The 22,537-nt window shown below is 34.3% G+C and carries 11 protein-coding genes; 10 read left to right on the top strand and 1 reads right to left on the bottom strand.

Features of this window, described 5'->3' with window-relative positions:
* The first annotated feature begins 90 nt into the window (after positions 1-90).
* The gene (locus NQ558_RS10795; RefSeq protein WP_005360417.1) at positions 91-501 is read left to right on the top strand and encodes a peptide deformylase; all 411 of its coding nucleotides are present in this window, start codon (positions 91-93) and stop codon (positions 499-501) included.
* On the top strand, positions 498-701 hold the full coding sequence (locus tag NQ558_RS10790) for a class I SAM-dependent methyltransferase (protein WP_341271127.1): 204 nt from the start codon (positions 498-500) through the stop codon (positions 699-701). Before NQ558_RS10795 ends, NQ558_RS10790 begins: the two co-directional genes overlap by 4 nt.
* A gap of 113 nt (positions 702-814) precedes the next feature.
* On the opposite strand, the gene NQ558_RS10785 is transcribed toward NQ558_RS10790, so the two are convergent.
* On the bottom strand, positions 815-2,971 hold the full coding sequence (locus NQ558_RS10785; RefSeq protein ID WP_040446328.1) for an Ig-like domain-containing protein: 2,157 nt from the start codon (positions 2,969-2,971) through the stop codon (positions 815-817).
* Between the two features lie 472 nt (positions 2,972-3,443).
* On the opposite strand from NQ558_RS10785, the gene NQ558_RS10780 reads away from it, so the two are divergent.
* The 8 genes from NQ558_RS10780 to NQ558_RS10745 all read left to right on the top strand — a co-directional run bounded on the left by NQ558_RS10780 (position 3,444) and on the right by NQ558_RS10745 (position 22,325).
* On the top strand, positions 3,444-3,617 hold the full coding sequence (locus tag NQ558_RS10780) for a hypothetical protein (RefSeq protein ID WP_156774958.1): 174 nt from the start codon (positions 3,444-3,446) through the stop codon (positions 3,615-3,617).
* A gap of 34 nt (positions 3,618-3,651) precedes the next feature.
* Entirely contained in the window at positions 3,652-4,413 is a 762-nt protein-coding gene (locus NQ558_RS10775; RefSeq protein WP_005360421.1) for an arginase family protein, read from the top strand.
* A gap of 204 nt (positions 4,414-4,617) precedes the next feature.
* Positions 4,618-5,793 (top strand): iron-containing alcohol dehydrogenase, encoded by a 1,176-nt coding sequence (locus tag NQ558_RS10770; RefSeq protein ID WP_005360423.1) that lies wholly within the window; start codon positions 4,618-4,620, stop codon positions 5,791-5,793.
* 811 nt (positions 5,794-6,604) lie between these two features.
* The gene (locus NQ558_RS10765) at positions 6,605-12,862 is read left to right on the top strand and encodes a glycosyl hydrolase family 18 protein (RefSeq protein ID WP_040446330.1); all 6,258 of its coding nucleotides are present in this window, start codon (positions 6,605-6,607) and stop codon (positions 12,860-12,862) included.
* A gap of 453 nt (positions 12,863-13,315) precedes the next feature.
* On the top strand, positions 13,316-17,413 hold the full coding sequence (locus NQ558_RS10760; protein WP_005360427.1) for a leucine-rich repeat protein: 4,098 nt from the start codon (positions 13,316-13,318) through the stop codon (positions 17,411-17,413).
* 126 nt (positions 17,414-17,539) lie between these two features.
* Positions 17,540-20,092 carry an Ig-like domain-containing protein gene (locus tag NQ558_RS10755; protein WP_005360428.1) on the top strand — a complete coding sequence of 851 codons (2,553 nt, stop codon included), beginning with the start codon at positions 17,540-17,542 and terminating at the stop codon, positions 20,090-20,092.
* A 117-nt stretch (positions 20,093-20,209) separates the two neighbouring features.
* Positions 20,210-21,403 (top strand): hypothetical protein, encoded by a 1,194-nt coding sequence (locus tag NQ558_RS10750; RefSeq protein ID WP_005360430.1) that lies wholly within the window; start codon positions 20,210-20,212, stop codon positions 21,401-21,403.
* 223 nt (positions 21,404-21,626) lie between these two features.
* Positions 21,627-22,325, top strand: coding sequence for a DNA alkylation repair protein (locus NQ558_RS10745; RefSeq protein WP_005360432.1), 699 nt, complete (start codon positions 21,627-21,629; stop codon positions 22,323-22,325).
* Positions 22,326-22,537 lie beyond the last annotated feature (212 nt).

Here is a 22,537-nt window from a genome sequence, read left to right as displayed (position 1 = left end):
AATGATGAGTACAATAATCAGGTTGTAATCAAAATTTTGGTGTTTTGATGTACTAATCAATATATTAATAGAATCAGATGGAGACAGATTATGGTAAAGAAAATAGTAAAAGGAAAACAGATTTTTGCGAGAAAGGCGCAGCCTGCTACAAAAGCGGACAAACAGGTTGTAACTGATTTAATGGATACATTAAGAGAAAACAGAGAAATTTGTGTAGGCATGGCGGCCAATATGATTGGAGTAAATAAATCCATTATTGTTGTGGCAGCAGGACCGTTTCAGTTTGCAATGGTTAATCCTGTAATTACTAAAAAATCAGGAGAGTACACTACAGAAGAGGGCTGTCTTTCATTGGATGGAGTTCGTAATTGCATAAGATACAAAGAAATAGAAGTGGATTATTTGAATGAAAATTTTGAGCCGAAACACGGCAAGTTCAGTGGTTATACAGCCCAGATTATACAACATGAAGTGGACCACTGTAATGGAGTGGTGATATAAAATATGCAGGATGTGGACCGGCTCCAATGATTTCATTGTTATCAGAAAAATATCCAAACCGACATTACACAGGTCTTGATTTAACACTTGCAATGATAGAACAGGCGAAGAAGAAAAATATTCCGAATGCTGGTTTTGTGGTAGGGGATTGTGAAAAAAATCCTTTATGTATACAGGTTTGCAAGCCTTGTATATCATAAAGGATTTTTTAGTAATGATATATTGAGAAATTATATTTTATTAAATATATCATTAGATCATCAAAGTCTCAAAAAATAATGGACTTTTTAATTTGCTTTTATTATAAAGTCTTTTATTTTACTGTTACTTTGCAGACAAATTTTTTCGTACCTGAAATTACTGTAATCTTAGCCTTTCCTTTTTTCAAGGCTTTGATTCTACCGTTTCTGTAGACTTTGACAACTTTTTTGTTTGAGGTTACGTAAGTGATTCTGTCACGACTATTTATCGGTGTTAGAGTAACTTTAAATTTAAAAGTTTTGCCTTTTTTCAAAGTCAGTTTCTTACGGTTTAGCTTAATCTTTTTAGTAGTAATTTTGCTTGTCTGTGCATTCTTAGACGAAGTCGTTGGAGTTTTTGTAGTTGTCTTAGAAGAAGAAATTTTTGCAAGTGTTACAGAATATACTTTTCCACAAGCACTGCAAGTCTTGGATTTTAATCCTTTTTCTGTGGTTGTAGGTTCTTTTACAACTACATATTCTCCGTAACTATGTCCTGTTGCTTTTATGCTTCTTGTTTTTGTCTTTTTACATACAATGCATGTAAAAGTTGTTACGCCGTTTGCTGTACATGTAGGCTCTTTTGTGACTTTTCCGTCATCCCAAGTATGGTTACCGGTTTTTGTGATGGTTTGACCATATGAAATTGTTTTCTTACAATCAGTGCAATATGTATTTCCTGTATAACCATCTTCGCCGCAGGTTGTGTCTTTTTTCTTGCGGATTTCAGTATGCTGATGTCCTGTTGCTGCAATGCTCGCAGTTTTGGTTTTGGCACACATACTACAAGTAAATGTTCGAACACCTTTCACTGTACAAGTAGGTTCTTTTGTGACCTTTCCTTCATCCCAAGTATGAGTAGTTAATTTTGCAATGGTCTTACCGGATGAAATTTTTGTTCCACAATCAGTACAATATGTATCTCCTGTATAACCGGTTTCACCACAGGTAGCAGCTTTTTTATTACGGATTTCAGTATGAAGATGTTTTGTTGTTTTTGCAATGTTTTCTGTTTTTGTCTTACTACAAATGCTACAAGTATAGGTCTTTACGCCTGTCTCTGCACATGTAGGTTTTTTAGTGATTACTCCCTTATTCCAGTTATGATTTTCTGTTTTTGCAATAGTATTGCCTGATGAAAGTTTAGTTCCACAGTCAGGGCAATATTTATCACCGGAATATCCTTCCTCTTTGCAGGAAGCTTCCTTTTGATTTCGAATTTCAGAGTGGAGGTGATTTGTTGCATCTATGCCAATTTTTTCAATTTTTGTATTATTACAAATAGCGCAGGTGAATTTCTTTTCGCCTTCCTTTGTACAGGTTGGAACTTTTGTAATTACTCCACCATCCCAATGATTATCACAGTCATGTACAATTATTGTTGCCGAAGTTGTTGATGGCAATCCGTACAGTGATGTGGTTAACGTGGTGGTACCTTCTTTAAGACCTATAATTTTTCCATCACTATAGGTGGCAATAGAAGGGTCATTAATGGAAACGGTTGGAGTATCTAACACGGTTCCGACTGATCCAAATTGATTTATAAGAGAAATTATAGGTGTAATATTTGGAGTTACTGTTTCTCCTAATCTAAGAACATATGAATCTTGGTCAAAATATGTCTTATAATTTGTAATCCAACTTTTAGTTACTGAAACAGTAACAGTTTGTTCATTGTCATTTGCCGGTGTTTCTGTTGTATTAATGGAAGGTCTGGAGGCAAATTCTTCAACCCAGTAGTCATAGCCGTTGTAAGTAACATGACCAACTCCAACGCAGGTAAATTTATAACCTAACATATTTCTACGGTGCCCCTGACCGGCATAAGGTTCGTTATCTTCACGCCATCCGTCATTTACTGCTTCTGCCTTAGAATAAACATTAGGACTTGCTACTGCAATATTCTCACCTGTATCCAGTCTGGTTATATTTTCTTCCGTATAAATAGTAAAAGGATTTTGACCATTTGGGCGGGTGTGTTCGTAGGATAGTGCAATTTCTGCTGCACGTTTCATTGCAAGTCGCTCTAAATCATAGTCATAGACAAGTTCTTTTAAACCGGGATATGCAACTTGTTTGGTATCAGTTTTATCCCAAGCCCATGCGTCAGTAGGACTGGTTCTCAGTTCATTAATCATATCTAAGATTCTTCGGGCTTCTGTCTGGCCATATTTTACAGATATATTGACCGGAATGATTTCTTCTGCATTTACATTTGTAGGAATTATCATAAGAAAACTCATAACAAAGGAAAATAGCAGTAATTTTAAAGATGTTTTTTTCATATATTCACCGTTCCTTCCATAAATAAAATATTGTTAAGGGAAAAAGACTTTTCTGATGTATAAAATTCATATATTATCGGGTAATTTATATAGTTATATTTTATTACATTTTTTGGCGATTGTAAATGACATTTTTGTGTCTTGACACCCTAATTTTTATATGAAACTGGGGGGACCAGTTGGCAAGGCATTTGAAGTAGGAAATGAAATCTAATAATAAATAATCTAAAAAACTTGCATTGTTTAATGCAAGTTTTTTGCTGTTAATCAGAAAAATTATGGTATAATTATGGGAAAAAGTACGGAAGATGATACGCAAGAAAGTGCGCAAGATAGTACGGAAGTTAGTGCGTAAGATAGTATGGAAAGTTAGGAGAGAATTTTATGGAAAAATATCAACCACCATTTACAATTACAAATGAAATATCAGGATGAATATTATAATGCAATATCAAAAAGCCATGTTAATGGAAATTTAACATTTTTTATTGAGTTTATGTTAAAACAGATTGATAGCGTGTTAGAAGAGATAGCAACACAAATAAATGAAGACAGTGAACAATTGTCTGATTGTGTTAGAAAACTTTTATGAAAATAATAAATGAAAATTTATAGAGGATGATAAAATGACAAGAAGTGAAAATTTTATTTTAGATTTTACACATATTTATATTGATGAAAATATAGAGCAGACGGAGAATATTGTTAGAATTGACTGCTCAGATATTTTAGGAACCGACTTGTATTGCACCAAAGAAGGGGAGGCGGAGATTCAGAAACGAATAGAGAATTTTAGCATAAACGGCGTTCATTTTATTGATTCAGGCAATTATCATTACATAACAAAAATTATGACGGACAAAATAAATAAAAAGTTTTCGCTTGTTTTGTATGACCATCACACAGATATGCAAAAGCCTATGGTTGAAGGAATGACAAGTTGTGGCGATTGGGCGGCACAGGTTATTGAGCAAAACGAAAATCTTGAACAATTGATTCTTGTTGGGGCAAGTGAGGCGGATATACAGCAGATAAATGTGAAAAATCAGAGTAAGCTTATAACATTTTCAGCAGAAGAATTACGGAACAATAGTGGAAGAGAAAAACTTGATTTGATTGAAACTGATGTACCTTTTTATATTTCCATAGACAAAGATATTTTGGACAAACATTATATTGAAACTAACTGGAGTCAAGGGCATATGAGCCTTGGTATGCTTGAACATCTGTTGAAATTCTTTTTGAAAGATAAGAAAATAATAGGCGTTGACATATGTGGCGAATGCCAGATTGGACTTCCTTTTCCTGAATATATAGAGGCGGAGGAGAAAAACGCGGAGACTAATATTGAATTGTATGAGTATATTGGGAGATACATGGGAAAGTAGTTTGAATAATTATATATCATAAGTAATATAAAAATTATGCAGGAAAAAGTTGAAAATAAATGTATAAAAACGCTTGACCTAAAGTTAGGTTCAGGTATTAACATATTATCGTAAGAAATAATTTCAAGAGATTTGTGAAAAATTGTAAATTTCACTGGAAAGTTTTTTGATAGTAAAGAATGTTTATGACGAAAGGAGTATTTTATGTTAGGTAATTTTACTTATTGTAATCCAACAAAATTATATTTTGGAGAGGATTCTCTTTCAAATCTTAAAACAGAGCTTAAGAAATATGGTACCAACGTAGTTCTTGTTTATGGTGGTGGTTCTATTAAAAAGAATGGAATTTACGACCAGGTTATGGCAATTCTTAATGAAGAAGGAAAGAATGTTGCAGAAATTGCAGGGGTTATGCCGAACCCTACAGTTGAAAAATTATATGAAGGTGTGGAAATTGCAAGAAAGCATAATGTGGATATTTTGCTTGCCGTTGGAGGTGGTTCAGTGTGCGACTATGCTAAGGCTGTTTCAGTTTCAGTTAATTGTGACGAAGACCCTTGGGAAAAATATTATATTAAATTCGAAGAGCCAACTTGCGAGACAATTCCTGTAGGTTGTGTTTTGACAATGGTTGGAACAGGTTCAGAAATGAATGCAGGTTCAGTAATTACTAACCACAAAGAAAAATTAAAGGTTGGACATGTTTTTGCAGATGAAAAAATAATGCCTAGATTTTCTATTTTGAATCCAAGATATACAATGACACTTCCACATTACCAGATGGTTTCAGGAATTTATGATATCTTTAATCATATTTGTGAACAGTATTTTTCAGGGGAAGATGATAACACAAGCGATTATATAAGTGAAGGGTTAATGAAATCAGTAATTAATTCAAGCCGTATTGCAAATAAGAATCCACAGGATTACGAGGCTAGAAGCAATATTATGTGGACAGCAACTTGGGCACTTAACACATTAGTAGCCAAGGCAAAATCAACAGACTGGATGGTTCATATGCTTGGTCAGTCAGCAGGGGCATGCACAGATGCAACTCACGGAATGACATTGGCAGCAGTATCATTGCCATATTACAAACACATTATGCCTTACGGATTACCAAAGTTTGTACGTTTTGCAGAAAATGTGTGGAATGTAAATCCTGATGGAAAAACAGATGAGCAGATTGCATTGGAAGGACTTTCTTTAATGGAAGATTGGATGAAAGAACTTGGACTTGTAATGAATTTAACAGACCTTGGAGCAACAGAAGAAATGATACCTGATCTTGTAAAAGGAACATTCATAATGACAGGTGGCTACAAGAAACTTGATAAAGAAGAAATAGAGCAGATATTTAGAGAAAGCTTGAAGAAATAATAACAACAAAATGAAAAAGGACTGCCGGAAAATGACACAGTTAATACTGAGAGTAAATCATTTCCGGCAGTCCTTTTTGCAATCTGATGATTTAGTATATTGAAAGAGTCTCTTCATTTCCGATATAAAGATGTAGATGATATTTCCGAATTTTTTTGAGCAATATATAATTGCTATTTGAGCAACGATTACGTGTCGTAGGACGAAAACGTTGTGTCATAAGTAATTTATTGAAGATAATCTTGTTATATCGCTACCAATTGCGTGTCAGTGAAAAAAATGCAGTGTGACACGTAATCAATAGAAAAATCACTGTTATTTCGTGAATAATTACGTGTCAGCGAAGAAAAACATTATATGACACATAACTGGAATCAGCATTACAGAAATCGGAAAATAAAATAAAAAATAGTTGAAAAAATATAAAAACATAATAAAAATATTGCTTTATATAAAAAACACAAATAAAAATATTTTTATCACAATAGGATTGGTTACTTTTACCAAATAATGTGTTATAATGGGCAGAAATGAAAGGACAGAATAAAAATTTAATAAAAAATGAACCTAAAAGCTGAAATAAGCTTATATTTTTCACAAAAAATTTAAAACGTTTTTATTAAAAAAACAATAAATATTTCTAAAAAAATAATTGAAGTGTTTCAAAAGCAAATACTTCAACTAATAAAAAGTTTTAGAAAATTTTATTGAAAATATAGAAGTGGAATAAGCATCCATAATTCTACTTTCTATAATAAAAGGTTCAGTTTTTATAAAAAGGTCTAAAAGACCAGAGAAAATGGAGGGGAAAATGAAAGGAAAGAAAAGAATTTTAAGGAAAGGACTTTCAGGAAAGATTCTTAGTTTCACAATGGCACTTGCAATGGTTGCTAATTTGATGGGTGGATATTGTGCAGCTACAGAACTTTCAACAAAGGAAGTCAAAGCTGCAAATGCAGAGCAGCCACCATATCGTAATGTTATGTATTATGGTGACTGGTCAATTTATTCAGGACAAAAGAATTTTACACCTGACAAGATTGATGGTAGCTTAATCACACACTTAAATTTTGCGTTTATGGATGCAGATGCAAATGGTGATTTGATTACTACTGATACATGGGCTGATTATGAGAATCCAAATGTTGGATTTTCAGTTGGAACAGATAATAAATATGCAGGTGTATTAGGAGCAATGGTACTTTTAAGACAGAAATATCCTAACATGAAGATAGGTGTTTCTGTTGGTGGATGGACAAGATCAGGAGATTTTCCAAAAATTGCTGCTTCTGAAACAACCAGAAAGAACTTTGCTAACAATGTTGCAAAATTTGTACACTACTATGGGTATGATTTCGTTGATATTGACTGGGAATACCCAACAGCAGACAGAGACCCGGATCCTGAAGGAAATGGTGTAGCAATTGATAAAGGATGTAAAGGTTCAGCAGCAGATACACAGAACTATACATTACTTCTTCAAGCCATAAGAGATGCACTGGACAGCTATGGAGCAAAAGATAATAAACACTATGAATTGTCAGTTGCCATGTCAGCATCGCCTAAAATGATGGCAGCAATTGAATACGAAAAAGTTTTAAAAATCGTAGATTTTGCTAATATGATGACATATGACTTAAATGGTGCATGGGGAGGATTTACAGCTCACCAGACAGCACTTTATACTAATCCTGCTTATGACGAGGGAGATGCAGGACTTTCAGTTGATTCATGTATTAAATATTTAGAAAATAAATATGGGGACAACATTGATTATTCAAAGATCGTAGTTGGTGTTGCACCTTATACAAGAGGATGGAAAGAAGTAAAGAAAGACACAGGAAGAGATTCTAAAAATCCAGGATTATATGCAGATGCAACAGGCGAAAATGGTGTAACATATGCATATTCAGATATTGATTCATTAGTAAGCAAATATAATTTGACTAAATATTGGGATGATGTTGCAAAGGCTAACTATTACTATAGTGAATCTTCAGGAATGTTCTTTACTTGTGATACTGAAGAATCGGTAGCAGAAAAAGGCAAATATGTAAAACAGAAACACTTAGGTGGTCTTATTTCATGGATGGCTTCTTTAGATGCATCCAGCACAATAACTAAGACAATGAAAGAATCATTGTATGGTTCAGCAGCAATTCCTAATCAGAAGATAGTTGCTCCTGCTAATGATGGAATTGAAACAACAGTTACAACATCAGGTGATTCTTATACAATTACACTAAAAAATACTAACTCATCAGTAACAAAAGCAAGTGGTTCAAAAGATATTTCAGTAATGCCTTGGGCAGAATATTTCGGAAAAACATTAAGTTATCCTTCAATATCAATTGAAACACAAAATGGCGAAACTTTATCAGGAGATTGGAGTGCAGGAGGTACAATTACAACAGAAAATGGAAAAACTGTTGTTACGCCACCTGAGTGGAGTTCAAAAACATTAGAGCCGGGAGCTTCATTAACATTTACACTTAAATCAGGAAAAGGAACAGCTAATGCTCAAAATATAAAAGGAATAACATTAAGACAAAAAGCTGTTTCAGCAGGCGAAATTTTGTCAACAAAAGTTGTTTATAAAAATGGAGATTATGTAGAACCATCTGAGGATGTTACAACAAAATCTCAGCAAACAACAAATAGTCAGACACAGACAACAGCAAAAGAACAAAATACAACAAAGGGACAGCAGGTAACAACAGCTTCTGTTACAACAAAAAAAGAAAATGATACAACAAAACAGGCAACTGGAAACTATCCTGAATGGTCTCCAAATAGTGTTGTATATAGATTGGGAAATCTTGTTCAGTATCAAGGAAAAGTATATGAATGTACATATGCTCATACATCTAATTTGGGATGGTCACCAACAGATGCGGCAACATTGTGGAAATTAAGAACTGATTTGGTTGCAGGAGAAGTTCAGACAACTAAAAATAGTGGAAGTGAGCAGGAAACAACAGAAAATAACTATACAGTTAATTCTAAATTACCGGAACATATGGTAACAGGTTATTGGCATAATTTCCTTAATGGCTCAACAGCATTAAAGATTTCAGATGTACCGGATTATTACGATATGATTTGTGTATCTTTTGCTAACTCATCAACAACACCGGGCAAAGTTACATTTGAACTTGATAAGGATTTGTCTAATGCGCTAGGTGGTTATACTAAAGCACAATTTATTCAGGATATTAAAAATGCTAAGGCGAAAGGTCAGCATGTAATCATTTCTGTAGGTGGAGCAGAAGGAACTACTTATATAACAAATGAGGAAGCTGCAAATCAGTTTGCAACAAGCCTTATTTCAATAATTGAAGAATATGGATTTGAAGGTGTAGATATTGACTTTGAAGGAGGTGCAGTATCAGGAACAGATTATATAGCAGAAGCACTTAGAACTGTACGTAATCATTTTGGTGAAGATTTTATTATTACAATGGCACCTGAAACATATTATTTCCAGGATACAAATCCTAACGGAACAATGGCTACATCTGCATATTACAGATTAGCATATAAGATTAGAGATATTCTTACAATTTGTTATCCACAGTTCTATAATTCAGGGGCAATGAATGGATACAATGGATTTAATGCACAGGTTGGAACAGCAGATTTCTTAACATCCCTTTCAACATTATTGTTAGAAAACGGACTTAGAGCTGATCAGGTTGCACTGGGATTACCATCAACATCTAAAGCTGCATCAAGTGGATATGTGTCAACAGACATAATTTCAACAGCAGTAAAAGCTCTTGTTAATGGAACATCATCAGGAAAATTTACAGCACCAAAGGCATACCCAACATTAAGAGGTGTTATGACGTGGTCAATAAACTGGGATGCTACAAATAATTATACATGGGCAAAATCAATGTCATCTCTTATGGATTCATTAGAGAAACATGAGCAACCAACAACAAAGCAAGCTACTACAGTTGCTCCAACAACTAAAACACCAGTTACAGAAGCACCAACAGTAGCATCTACAACAAAGAACGAAACAACTGCAGCAGGTCAGCCTGAATTAAAACCAACAGAAGTAATCGGTTTAACAATTCAGGAACAGAAAGCCGGAAAAGTTACATATGTATGGGGTCAGACACAGGAACAGATTGCTAGTGGACAGACATACAAAGTATACATAGATGGGCAGTATATTGAATCATATACTGTGGCAACATCAACAACATATACTTTTACAACTAACGGAAAACATACTATTAGAGTAACAGCTAATTTGAATGGATATGAAACAGAAGGGCAGACAATAGAAGTAACAGTCCAGGGATTGACTCAGGACGCTACTACAAAGACGCCTGTTCAGACAACAGCTACAACAACAAAAGCACCAGAACAGACAACAAATCCGGGAACAGTAACAACAGGTCTTTCATCAAGATTAATGATTGGCTACTACCATACATGGAATAATGACGGAAATCCATTTATTAAGCTTAGAGATGTGGACAAAAACTGGGATGTTATTAATATTTCATTTGCAGAACCTGAAAAGGCAGGAAGTACTGACGGAAAGATGAAGTTTGATATATCAGGTCTTACAAGTGATTACACAAAGGATGACTTTAAGAAAGATGTAAAGTCATTACAGGCACAGGGAAAGAAGATTGTGTTGTCAATTGGTGGTTATGAAGGATATTTCTCATTAACATCAGACAATGCTGTAAATCAGTTTGTAAGTGATATAAAGTCAATTATAAATGAATATGGATTTGATGGAATTGATATTGACCTTGAACAGTCTTCAGTACAGTTTGAAAGTGGAAATGATAAAGATATAAATAATCCAACATCACCTAAAGTTGTAAATATGATTAAAGCCATTCGTACAATTTGTGATAGCTATGGAAATGATTTCATACTTTCATGGGCACCTGAAACATTTTATGTACAGTTAGGTTATTCATTCTATGGTGGAATTAACCAGTATTGTGACACAAGAGCGGGAGTTTATCTTCCAATGATTAATGCACTTAGAGACAAAACATCTTATGTGCATGTTCAGTTATACAATTCATCACCTATTACAGGACTTGATGGAACATCATATAATATGGGAACAAAAGAAGGAATAGTAGCAATGTGCGAAATGCTTCTTAAGGGATTCCATGTTGGAGCTTATTATACAAATTCAACTGATGAGTCAACATATTTTGCACCACTTAGACCTGATCAGGTAGTAATCGGAGTACCTTCATCACAGAGTGCAGCAGGTAGTGGTCAGGTAACAAATGAAGTACTTCAAAGTGCGTTCACAGAGCTTAATAATAATTATCCGGGAATAAGGGGAATTATGTCATGGTCAATTAACTGGGATTCATCACAGAATAAGAATACATTTGTTAATGAAAATGCAGAATTTCTTGCAAAATTTAAAAATAATGAACCAACAACAGTAGCACCGGTTACAACACAGGCGCCAACAGAAAAGGCTACAACAGTAGCACCGGTTACAACACAGGCACCAACAGAAAAGGCTACAACAGTAGCACCAGTTACAACACAGGCACCAACAACAGTAGCACCAACAACAGTTGCTCCTACTACAAAGATAGATGAAGATGATGCAATACCTGCACCGATTGGATTAACATATGCAGGAAACAAAGATCTTCCATATTATTTTGCATGGCAGGCACCATCAAGTGATATTGAAAACTATAATGTATATGTGGATGGAGTATTTGCAGGAAGCTCTGTAAATAGTTCAATTAATTTGACAGCAGATGTTTTTGCAAATGGAAATGGCGACTATACAGTATCAGTAAGATCTGTTAAAAACGGAAAAATGTCAGCTGCTACACAGATAACATATACATTTAAGGATGGCACAGGTTCAAAGCCAACAACAGTGGCACCGGTTACAACAGTAGCACCAACAGAAAAAACAACAACAGTGGCGCCAACAACACAGGCACCAACAACAGTAGCACCAACAGAAAAAGCTACAACAGCAGTGCCAACAACACAGACACCAACAACAGTAGCACCAACAGAAAAAGCTACAACGGTAGCACCAACAACAGTTGCTCCTACTACAAAGATAGATGAAGATGATACAATACCTGCACCAATTGGATTAACATATGCAGGAAACAAAGATCTTCCATATTATTTTGCATGGCAGGCACCATCAAGTGATATTGAAAACTATAATGTATATGTGGATGGAGTATTTGCAGGAAGCTCGGTAAATAGTTCAATTAATTTGACAGCAGATGTTTTTGCAAATGGAAATGGTGACTATACAGTATCAGTAAGATCTGTTAAAAACGGAAAAATGTCAGCTGCTACACAGATAACATATACATTTAAGGATGGCACAGGTTCAAAGCCAACAACAGTGGCACCGGTTACAACAGTAGCACCAACAGAAAAAACAACAACAGTAGCGCCAGTTACAACACAGGCGCCAACAGAAAAAGCTACGACAGTAGTGCCAACAACACAGGCACCAACAACAGCAGCACCAACAGAAAAAGCTACAACAGCAGTGCCAACAACACAGGCACCAACAACAGTAGCACCAACGGAAAAAGCTACGACAGTAGTGCCAACAACAGTAGCACCAACAACAGTAGCACCAACAGAAAAGGCTACAACAGTAGTGCCAACAACACAGACACCTACAACAATTGCTCCGTCAGAAACAGGAACGACAACTAAACCTGAAACATCAAAGGAAACACCTACAGTTTCCACAACAGAAATTGTAACTACAAAAACTGCACAAACCGTAAAGGTACCAAAGGTTAAAATTAAAAAGGCAACTAAGAAGAGAAGTGCTAAGAAATTAAAAGTTACATTAAAAACAGCAAAGGGTGTAAAAGGATATCAGGTAATGATATCAACATCAAAGAAATTTAAAAAAGCAAAGGTAAAGAACTATAAGAAAGCCAAATTTACAATTAAGAAATTAAAGGCTAATAAGAAGTACTTTATCAGGGTCAGGGCTTACAAAGTAGTAAATGGAGAAGTTTATTATGGTAAGTGGTCTAACCGAAAAGTTAAATTAAAGAAGTAATTGCCACAAATGGAATATTAGCATTAGATTAAATTTATAAAAAAGGAACAGTCAGATTGATTTTTGAATTAAATCCGGCTGTTCTTTTTTGCTTAAAAGTGGCGAAAAAGAGAGAGTTTAGTGAAAGAAAACACCATTATTAGTAAAATAAAACAGAATTATTAGTAAAAAGAAAAGACATTTTTAAGCAAAAACCAATAAAAACGTTTTTGCGACAAAAAATGCCAATTAATAAAAAACAAGAAAAACAATAAAAAAAACAATAAAATATATATGCAAAGTGCAAAAAAAACAAAGAGACTATTTGTGTAGAGTGCTTAAAAACATTTTCGAATTTGAAAAAATATATCAATAAGTGCTAAAATATAAGAAAATAAAAACGTTTTAATGTCAACCTTACACAAAAAAGAGAAGAGTGTTTTTATTGTTTGAATTTATTTAGGAGGAAGAAAAATGAAGATGAAAAAGATGTACAAATCTTTATTGTCAATTGTTTTGGTAGTTGCAATGTTATTTACATCACAGACATTTAACATGACTGTAATGGCAGCATCAGCAGCAACAAGCACAGAGGCAATTGATGGTGCCGAAGAGGCAACAATCCACGCAGAAGTTTTCTTTGTTAATGTAGCAAACGGAAACCTAATTACTGTTAGTGGTGTAAAGAATGATCCAATCTTGGTAGATAAGAAATTTACATCTATCAACAATGTAAGTGACGATGGAAAATTCACTACATATTATGGAACGTACAAAAATAATGGAATTGATGACAAGGCTAACGAAGTAGTTAACTTCGCTACTAAGTCAAGAAATACTGTTTGGGCAGCAAATGCTGCTGATGTTATTTATCAGGACGCTAGAACAGTAGCAAATGATTACGCACCAACAGGATGGGAATCAGTAAGAATCCAGCACAATGATGATGGAACAGTTTCTTTTGGTAGCAGTGCAGATGAAAAAATATTCACATTAGGAAAGTACAAAGACGAAGAAGGAACAGAACATACAAAGCTTGCGGTAAGTTCAAAGTATCACTTAGGAGACAAGGTTGGCAATGAAGAAAAGTTCATTATGTATACAGGTGATGAACCAAAGAAAGCAAGAAAAGTAACATTATCTGATGTTTCAGGTGATAGCGTTCAGGTTTCATGGACAACACCAAAGGAACATATTTATTCAGCATTTGAAGTTATGTATTCAACTTCAGAAAATGGAAATTACAGATCAGCAGGTTTAACAACAAAGAATAAGATGACTGTAAATAATCTTTTATCAGAAAAGCAATACTTCTTTAAGGTTAGAACAATTACTAATACTAAGGAAGCAGGTTCATACAGTGCATATGCAGATAGTGAAATTGCATTTACAACAACATTATCTCAGACTAAACCGGCTAAAGCTGAAATAACAGATGTTACGAGAAATGACAAGACAGGCGCTCAGACTATTACATGGAATAAGGCAGCAAATGCTAAGTCATATAATATTTACAGGGCAGAAGGCCGTTATGCAGAATACAAATTAATTGATTCAATAGACGGAGCAAAAACAAGTTATACAGATACAAATCCAAACACAACATCAAAATATAAGAACTATTATAAAGTTCAGGCAGTTAACGGTAATGTTAATGGAGAAGAATCAGAACCATATTCATTGGAAATTTCTAAGTTTGGTAAGAATGTATACGTATTTAACGATGCAGATGACAAGGATGCAATTTCTGATAAGGTAAATGAAATCTTTGGATATCAGCATTATGATCAGTTTGGTAAGAACCGTTACGCATTCGCTTTTAAACCTGGTGATTATACAGAAACAGCAGCAGATGCGTATGATGTAGGTTACTACACACAGGTTATTGGTTTAGGAAAAACACCTTACGATGTAAGATTAAAGAATATTAAAACGCCAGCAGCTTTAGCTAATGGTAACGTAACATGTAACTTCTGGGTTGACGTTGAAAACTTTACTATTGCACAGACAACAGAAAATCCTAACTATTGGGAAGATTCATTTAAGTGGGCAGTATCACAGGCAGCTCCTGCAAGAAGACTTAATGTAGAAAGACAGACATTACTTCAGTGGACATGGGGAGACAATGCTTGGGCCAGCGGCGGATATATTTCTGATACAAAGTTCCATGATTCAGTAGGTTCATGGTGTCAGCAGCAGTATTACTACAGAAACTGTGAATTTACAACAAAGCAGACAGGAAATGGTTCTATATATGGTATTAACTGGAACCAGGTTGTTCAGGGATGCAAGAATGTTGATGGAACAACATTAAAGGATAACAGTGGTAACTACTTTAACGCAGGTGGAAGCTTATTACAGAATAATGGTATTTCGAACTGGGCGGCTAACGGCTGTACAACAGTATTAGACAAGACAGATGCAACAAGAGAAAAACCATTCTTATACTTCGATGAAGATACAGATAGTTACAAGGTATTTGTACCTGCAGTAAGAAAAGATACGACAGGCGTTTCATGGTCAGAAAATGATATGGGTAAAGGTAAATCATTAGGATTAAACAGTTTCTATATTGCTAACCCTGATGTAGATACAGCAGACACAATTAATGCAGCTTTAGGAAAAGGTTATAACCTTCTTCTTCAGCCTGGTATTTACAAATTAGACAAAGCTATTGAAGTAACACATGAAAACACAATAGTTCTTGGTCTTGGTATGGCTACATTTACTTCATCTGATAAGAATACTGATACATTTATCAGAGTAGCTGGTAAGAAGTGGAACAGTGACTATACAAAGGTAGAAGAAAATTACGATATTGGTGGTGTTGAAATCGCAGGCGTAATTTTAGATGCCGGAAAACATACAAACACATTATTAGAAGTAGGATATGAAGGAGCAAATGTTGACCATTCAAATAACCCTTGTGTATTACAGGATGTTATCTGTAGGGTAGGTGGAACAGGCGACCTTGGAACAACAGGTTCATGTATAGTTGTTAACAGTAACAATACTATTATTGATGAAACATGGATTTGGAGAGCTGACCACGGTGATAACACAGGTTGGTATGAAAATACAGCAGATCACGGTCTTGTTGTAAATGGCGATAACGTAACAGCTTATGGTTTATTTATTGAACATTTCCAGAAATACGATGTTATCTGGAGAGGTGAATATGGTAAGACATTCTTCTTACAGAATGAAAAATGTTATGATCCACAGGATCAGAAAGAATGGATGTCACATAATAATACAGTTAAGGGATATTCAGCATACAAAGTAGCAAATGATGTTAAACACCACTACGCAGTAGGTCTTGGTGTTTACGATGTATTCATTAACACTAACGGAGCAGAAATTTTCTTAGATAATGCCATTGAAGTTCCTAATGCAGATGATGTATTAATTGAAAATGCATGTATTGTAGAAATCGCCAACGGTAGCGGACCAAAGGTAGGTATTAACAGAATTATTAATGGTACAGGTTGTGGTATTACAACAGGTGAAACTTCACAGACAGTATCAGGTAAAAAGGGTGGTTATGCTGTCCAGAGATTATTATACTACCGTAACAAAACATCAGTATCATTACCTGATAACTATGACTATTCAAAGGACGGAGGAGATGGAAAGGATGCATATCCAACAGATCCAAGTACTGGTTTAATTGTGGCTAATAAAAATGAAAATGTTAAACAGCCAAGTGATGATGCAATAGCTGATAAGACTATCGTAAAAGAACAGCTTAAAGTTGATAATTCAAAGACTTTAGGTTCAGATGATACTGACGATAAGTATTTTGACGAAAAAATCAAGAATTGCACAGATGAATGGAATAAGATTCAGGCAGCTTCAAAAACTAGTTATCCTGAAACACCAAAGGGTGACCAGACATCATTAGATGATCAGGTTCGTACACAGTATGGTGTTTACGTTGGAATGGAATATACAGTAGGTGATTTCATTTACAGAGTAACAGCAATTGATTCAATTACATCAGGTAGAACAAAACTTATCGGTGTAGTAGCAGCTAAGAAGAGCAAATTAACTAAGGTTACAGTTCCAAACACAGCTAACTTTAAGGGATATGGATTAAATGTAACAGAAGTAGGTGACAATGCATTTAAGGCAATGAAGAAGCTTAAGAAAGTTACATTTGGTGCCAATGTTAAGGTTATTGGTAAGGCTGCATTTAGTAATTGTAAGAAGTTAAACAAGATTAATTTCAATAATGTAACAACAATAGGAAACAACGCTTTTGCAGGATGTAAGGCACTTAAAAAGCTTACAATTGGCAGCAAGGTAACTACTATTGGAAAGAATGCATTTAAGAAATGTACAAAGCTTAAGACGGTAGTAATGGGCAAGTCAGTTAAGACTATTAAGGCTAAGGCATTCACAAAGGACAACAAGATTAAAAAGATTACATTCAAGGGCAAAAAGCTTAAGACTGTAAAGAAAAATGCTTTAAGCAGTAAAGTTAAGAAGAATATCAAAACAAAGAAGACTAAACTTAAGGGCAACAAGAAAGCTATTAAGGTATTCAAGAAAAAACTTAAAATTAAGTAAATAATTAATTAAAAACATCAAAAAAGAGAACTAATTAGAAGGCTGTCTTTTTGAGGGGTGGGCATAGGAGGTATGTCGTATCATCCTGCAAAAAGATAGCCTTTTATTATTTAAAAAGGAGGCAAAATGAAAAAATTAGTAGCGTGTTTATTAAGTGTTGCCACAATGGTTGCCACATTATACACTCCTGCGTTTGCTTACGAAGGTCAACCATTAGGTAGAAATGTAGCTTATAACAGAACGGTTAATGTTTCTAATTCTTTCAATACTAATGAATACAATAAACCAGACTTTTTAACAGATGGAAATCTTGAAAGAGGATACCAGACAGCATGTGTAAGTTCGAATAAAGACAATCCTTATGAAGATCCACAAACCTGGAGTATGGATTTAGGAAGAAGTTATGAAATTGATAAGGTCGTACTATATTGGGAAAATGCAGCAGCAAAGAAATATAAAATTTATGTTTCTGAAAACAAAACAGACTGGATGGAAGTTGCATCAGAAGAAGCAGGAGAAAAAGGAAGATTTAAATATGATTTTGCACCAACTAATGCAAGATATGTAAAAATCGAATTAGAAGAAAGAACAATGGAAATATACGGTTATTGTATGTACGAATGGCAGATTTTTACAGTAGGAAGCGTTGAAGAAAAAGAAATGCCTAATCTTGCAGAAAATGCCACAGCAGTAGCATCAAGTGATGATGGTGAAAACAGTGCAGAAAAAGCAATTGACGGCGATGAAGGCACTATGTGGAGAACAGAGTACATTCAGGATCCAACAGTAACTGATGAAGAAAAAGCTAACGAAAACATAACTTTAAGTTGGAACAGCCCACAGACTTTTGATACAGTAAAAGTTAAATGGGGCGGTGGCTATATGAAAGGTTACAAATTACAGACTTCAGATGACGGTGAAACATGGACAGACATGTACGAAGTAACCAGTGGTATAGCATCAGAATATAGAAATATTCGATTAAAAGAAGCAGTAACAACATCACATTTAAGATTACAAGGTATTACTTTTGGCGCATACTGTTTTGAAATTTATGAGATACAGGTATATGACCAGACTAATGTTCCTGTAGAAAGTATTAATTTAAATTACACCAGCAAAAAGCTTAATTTAGATAAGAAAGAAGACAACAAAGTTGAGCTTGAGTACAACCTTGCACCTTCTAACACAAGCCAGACAGACGTTGTTTGGAGCTCATCAAATGAAGCAGTGGCAGAAGTAAAGAATGGTGTTGTAGCAGGAAAATCTGTAGGAAGAGCAGATATTACAATTGCTTCAAAGGATAATCCAAATGTTAAGAAAACATGTGTTGTTTATGTTTCAAAAGAACTTGATAAGTCTAAAGTTACAGCAGTTAGAAATGACAAAAACATCAATGTTAACTGGACAAAAGTAGCTCACGCCTCTTCATATGTTTTGTCAAGATATAACAAAAGTACAGGTATTGTTAATGATATATATGAAGGAACAGATACAACTTTTGAAGATAAAGATTTAACTTCAGGTAAATACGTTTATACTGTAAAAGCAATTGTGGATGAAAATGCTGCTGATGCAAATCTTTACAGCAATTCAGTTAGTGAAGAATCAGAAGCAGTAATAATTCCTGAATCTGTAACAGGTATTGAAGTGGCAAATGACTATCAGCATATGGGTTTGTTTGTAGGTGGAAGTGGAAAGATTAGATATTCTGTACTTCCAAGCAATGCAACAAATACTAATGTTACTTTTAAGAGTTTAAATGAAAAAGTAGCCACAGTAGATGCAAATGGTGTTGTAACAGGTGTTTCCGAAGGAAATGCAGATATAGTTATCACAACTGAAGAAGGTGGTTTTGAAGCTAAGTGTACTGTTCGTGTCGATGGAATCGATGCAAGAGGTATTGAAAGAGTTGGAGATAAAACAGTAACTATGGGGCTAAACCAGACTCGTCAGTTACAGGTTAAAATTACTCCAAGTGATACAACAAATAAGAATGTTCAGTGGACAAGCAGTAATAATTCAGTAGCCACAGTAGATTCAAATGGTGTTGTAATATCAAAGAATAGTGGAAGTACAATTATAACAGCAACAACTCATAATGGATTAAAAACAGAATTTTTCATCGAAGTGGAAACTCCTGTTACAAACATTACACTTAATAGTAATGAAATAAATCTTAATCCGGGTGGAACTTTTAAGTTAGATGCAACAGTAAATCCTTCAAATGCAAGTAATAAAAACATTAAGTGGATTTCAGCTAATGAATCAATTGCCACAGTTGACCAGTCAGGAAATGTTACAGCTGATGTAGCCGGAACAACTTATATATCAGCAGTTTCAGCAGATGGTAAGGTAGTTGCAACATGTACTGTAAATGTATCAAAACCTGTAGTAACTAAGCCTGCAAAAGTAAAAATTAAGTCAGCAAAGAAGAAGGGCAAGAAGGTTACACTTAAATGGAAGAAGATTTCAGATGCAGCAGGTTATGTAGTATATATGAAAACTAATTCCGGTAAATTCAAAGCCGTAAAGACAGTTAAGAAAGCAAAAACAGTAAAAGCTGTTATTAGCTTAAAGAAGGGAAATAAATATAGTTTTAAAATTCGAGCTTATAAGTTAGATGAAGAAACTAATGTTTATGGAGCTTATTCAAAAATTAAGAAAGTTAAAATGTAGGAAAGTTAAATAAATGACTATATACAAATATAGGTTTTAAAATAAAATATTTACAAAGCTAATTTTATTGAAAAATAAAGTTAGGATTAGTCAAAAATGTAAGGAGAAAAGTTTGAAATGAAAAAAGCATTATCAGTAGTATTAAGTGTAGCTCTTATGGCAACATCAATTGTTGTAATGCCTAAGGAAACAAAGGCAGCTTCAACAGGTAAAGTTACACTTACTGTCGAAAAATTATCAATAGGTCAGGGACTTTATACTGAACCTGTTCAGGTGACAATTAACAATGGAGACACGGTTAAAACAGTAATCGACAGATATATGAATGATAATACATTAAACTATTATTATTCAACAACAAGTGGTTGGTATTTAACATCAATTCTTGGTGCAGACAATAGCAGAGTGGCAAACATACCTAATGAAATTGCCAATATGCAGGATGTATATACTTATTCATATATTGGTCAGGATGATGGATTACTTCACGAAGGAAAAGGCATTAGTGCACCAAATACAAACAAGAATCTTGGTAATTCAGATACAGCTCTTGGAGAAGGTGATTACTGGAGAATGTCAGGTTGGGTATTTACTGTAAATAACAGTGCAGTATATAGTGGTAAGACATTTAACAGAGAAGACGGCAAGGACAGCACAAACCCAACAGTAAGAAACATCTACCAGTCAGGAGATAAAGTAACAGTAAAGAATGGTGATGTAATCAGAGTAATGTTTACTTTATTTGGTTATGGTGCTGATGTAGGAATTGATACTTACCAGGCAACAGGTGTTTCAAAAATTAATTTGGCAGACAAGACAGAATTACTTAGAGCAGTAGGTGATGTAAATAGCAACAAAGGCTATTGGACAGTATATCCTAATGTAAATGCTGCATATAGTCAGGCAGCAACAGTTGCATCACAGTATAATCCTTCACAGGCAACAGTAAACAGTGCAGCAACAGCATTAAAGAATGCTATTAAGTCACCACAAAATCCACCTGTAGGTACTGTAAAAATTAAAACAGCAAAAAATGCAAAGGGTAAGAAAATCAAACTTACATTAACAAAGACTGCCGGAGTTACAGGCTTCCGGATTAAATATGGAAACAACAAAAAATTGAAAAACAAGAAAAAGAAAAAACAGCAGGCAGTAACAGTAAAGACAACAAAAACAACATACACAACAAAGAAGATTACCAACATTAAAAAGAAAAAAGCATACGTAAAAATTAGAGCTTACAGAATTGTAAACGGAAAGTATGTTTATGGAAAATGGTCGGCAGTCAAGACTGTAAAGGTGAAGAAATAAATTGGCTATCTGTAAATAATGATAAAGGAACAGCCCACGCTAAAGCGAAAACTTTGGTGTGGGCTGTTCTGCCTAGAGAAGCTTCTTTTTAAGAATTACAGAAAATGCGAAGAGAAATCTTCAAATATATTCATTACATTTCAAACAAAACATTGAAAATAATATACCACACAAAAAAACAATGCTATAATATTTGTACGACAAAAAGTATTAGGAGCAGATTATGAAAGAAGATATAGCAGTTAAAGTACAAAAACAGCTTTTTGAATTACAGGACTTGAAATATAGAGATTTTCACGCCAAATTAATGCCAACGATAGACAAGGAGAAGGTTATAGGTGTCAGAACTCCGGCACTTAGAAGTTACGCAAAGCAGTTTGGAAAAACAGAAGAAGCAAAGGAGTTCATGAAGGTGCTTCCCCACAAATATTATGAAGAAAATAATCTCCATGGAATGTTGCTTGAACAGATTAAAGATTATGATGAATTAATAATAGAGTTGGAGAAGTTTCTTCCATACATAGACAACTGGGCTACGTGTGATTTGCTGTCACTTCGAATTGTAAAGAAGAATTTGGAAGACTTCCTTGAAAAAATTAACAAATACATAAAATCAGACCAGCCATACACAATCCGTTTTGGAATTAGTATGCTTATGAAACACTATTTGGATGACAATTTTAAAATTGAATATGCTAATAAAGTTGCAGCAGTTCAGTCAGAAGAATATTACGTTAATATGATGCGCGCATGGTATTTTGCAACAGCTTTGGCAAAGCAATATGACAGCATTATTCCTTTCATTGAAGAGAAAAAACTTGATGTGTGGACACACAATAAGGCAATTCAAAAATCGATAGAAAGTTATAGAATTACACCAGAGCAAAAAGAATATTTAAGAACATTAAAAATAAAAAGATAAGTTACAAAAATTAAGACAAAACATAAAAAAGTTACAAAAAATTAAAAGCTATTGGTGTTTCAGTTTCACAGTTTTGCATTAGATACACATTACAGCTTGGAGCAATTTCACTTCCAAAAACAGAAATCCTGACCATATGAAATCTAATTCAGATGTTGATTTTGAAATTTTTCTGAAAAATATGTGCTAAAATGAGAAATATGGAATCAAAT

Origin of the sequence: Eubacterium ventriosum (genome assembly GCF_025150745.1) — a bacterium.
Taxonomy (GTDB): domain Bacteria; phylum Bacillota; class Clostridia; order Lachnospirales; family Lachnospiraceae; genus Eubacterium_G; species Eubacterium_G ventriosum.
The sequence above is the reverse complement of the archived record's forward strand: the minus strand, read 5'-3'. Positions and strand labels throughout refer to the sequence as shown.

Excerpts from the sequence above, each read along its gene's own strand:
- NQ558_RS10780 (WP_156774958.1), top strand. The coding sequence starts at position 3,444 with ATGAAATATCAGGATGAATATTATAATGCAATATCAAAAAGCCATGTT.
- NQ558_RS10760 (WP_005360427.1), top strand. The coding sequence starts at position 13,316 with ATGAAGATGAAAAAGATGTACAAATCTTTATTGTCAATTGTTTTGGTA.
- NQ558_RS10770 (WP_005360423.1), top strand. The coding sequence starts at position 4,618 with ATGTTAGGTAATTTTACTTATTGTAATCCAACAAAATTATATTTTGGA.
- NQ558_RS10795 (WP_005360417.1), top strand. The coding sequence starts at position 91 with ATGGTAAAGAAAATAGTAAAAGGAAAACAGATTTTTGCGAGAAAGGCG.
- NQ558_RS10765 (WP_040446330.1), top strand. The coding sequence starts at position 6,605 with ATGAAAGGAAAGAAAAGAATTTTAAGGAAAGGACTTTCAGGAAAGATT.
- NQ558_RS10750 (WP_005360430.1), top strand. The coding sequence starts at position 20,210 with ATGAAAAAAGCATTATCAGTAGTATTAAGTGTAGCTCTTATGGCAACA.
- NQ558_RS10775 (WP_005360421.1), top strand. The coding sequence starts at position 3,652 with ATGACAAGAAGTGAAAATTTTATTTTAGATTTTACACATATTTATATT.
- NQ558_RS10755 (WP_005360428.1), top strand. The coding sequence starts at position 17,540 with ATGAAAAAATTAGTAGCGTGTTTATTAAGTGTTGCCACAATGGTTGCC.
- NQ558_RS10785 (WP_040446328.1), bottom strand. The coding sequence starts at position 2,971 with ATGATAATTCCTACAAATGTAAATGCAGAAGAAATCATTCCGGTCAAT.
- NQ558_RS10745 (WP_005360432.1), top strand. The coding sequence starts at position 21,627 with ATGAAAGAAGATATAGCAGTTAAAGTACAAAAACAGCTTTTTGAATTA.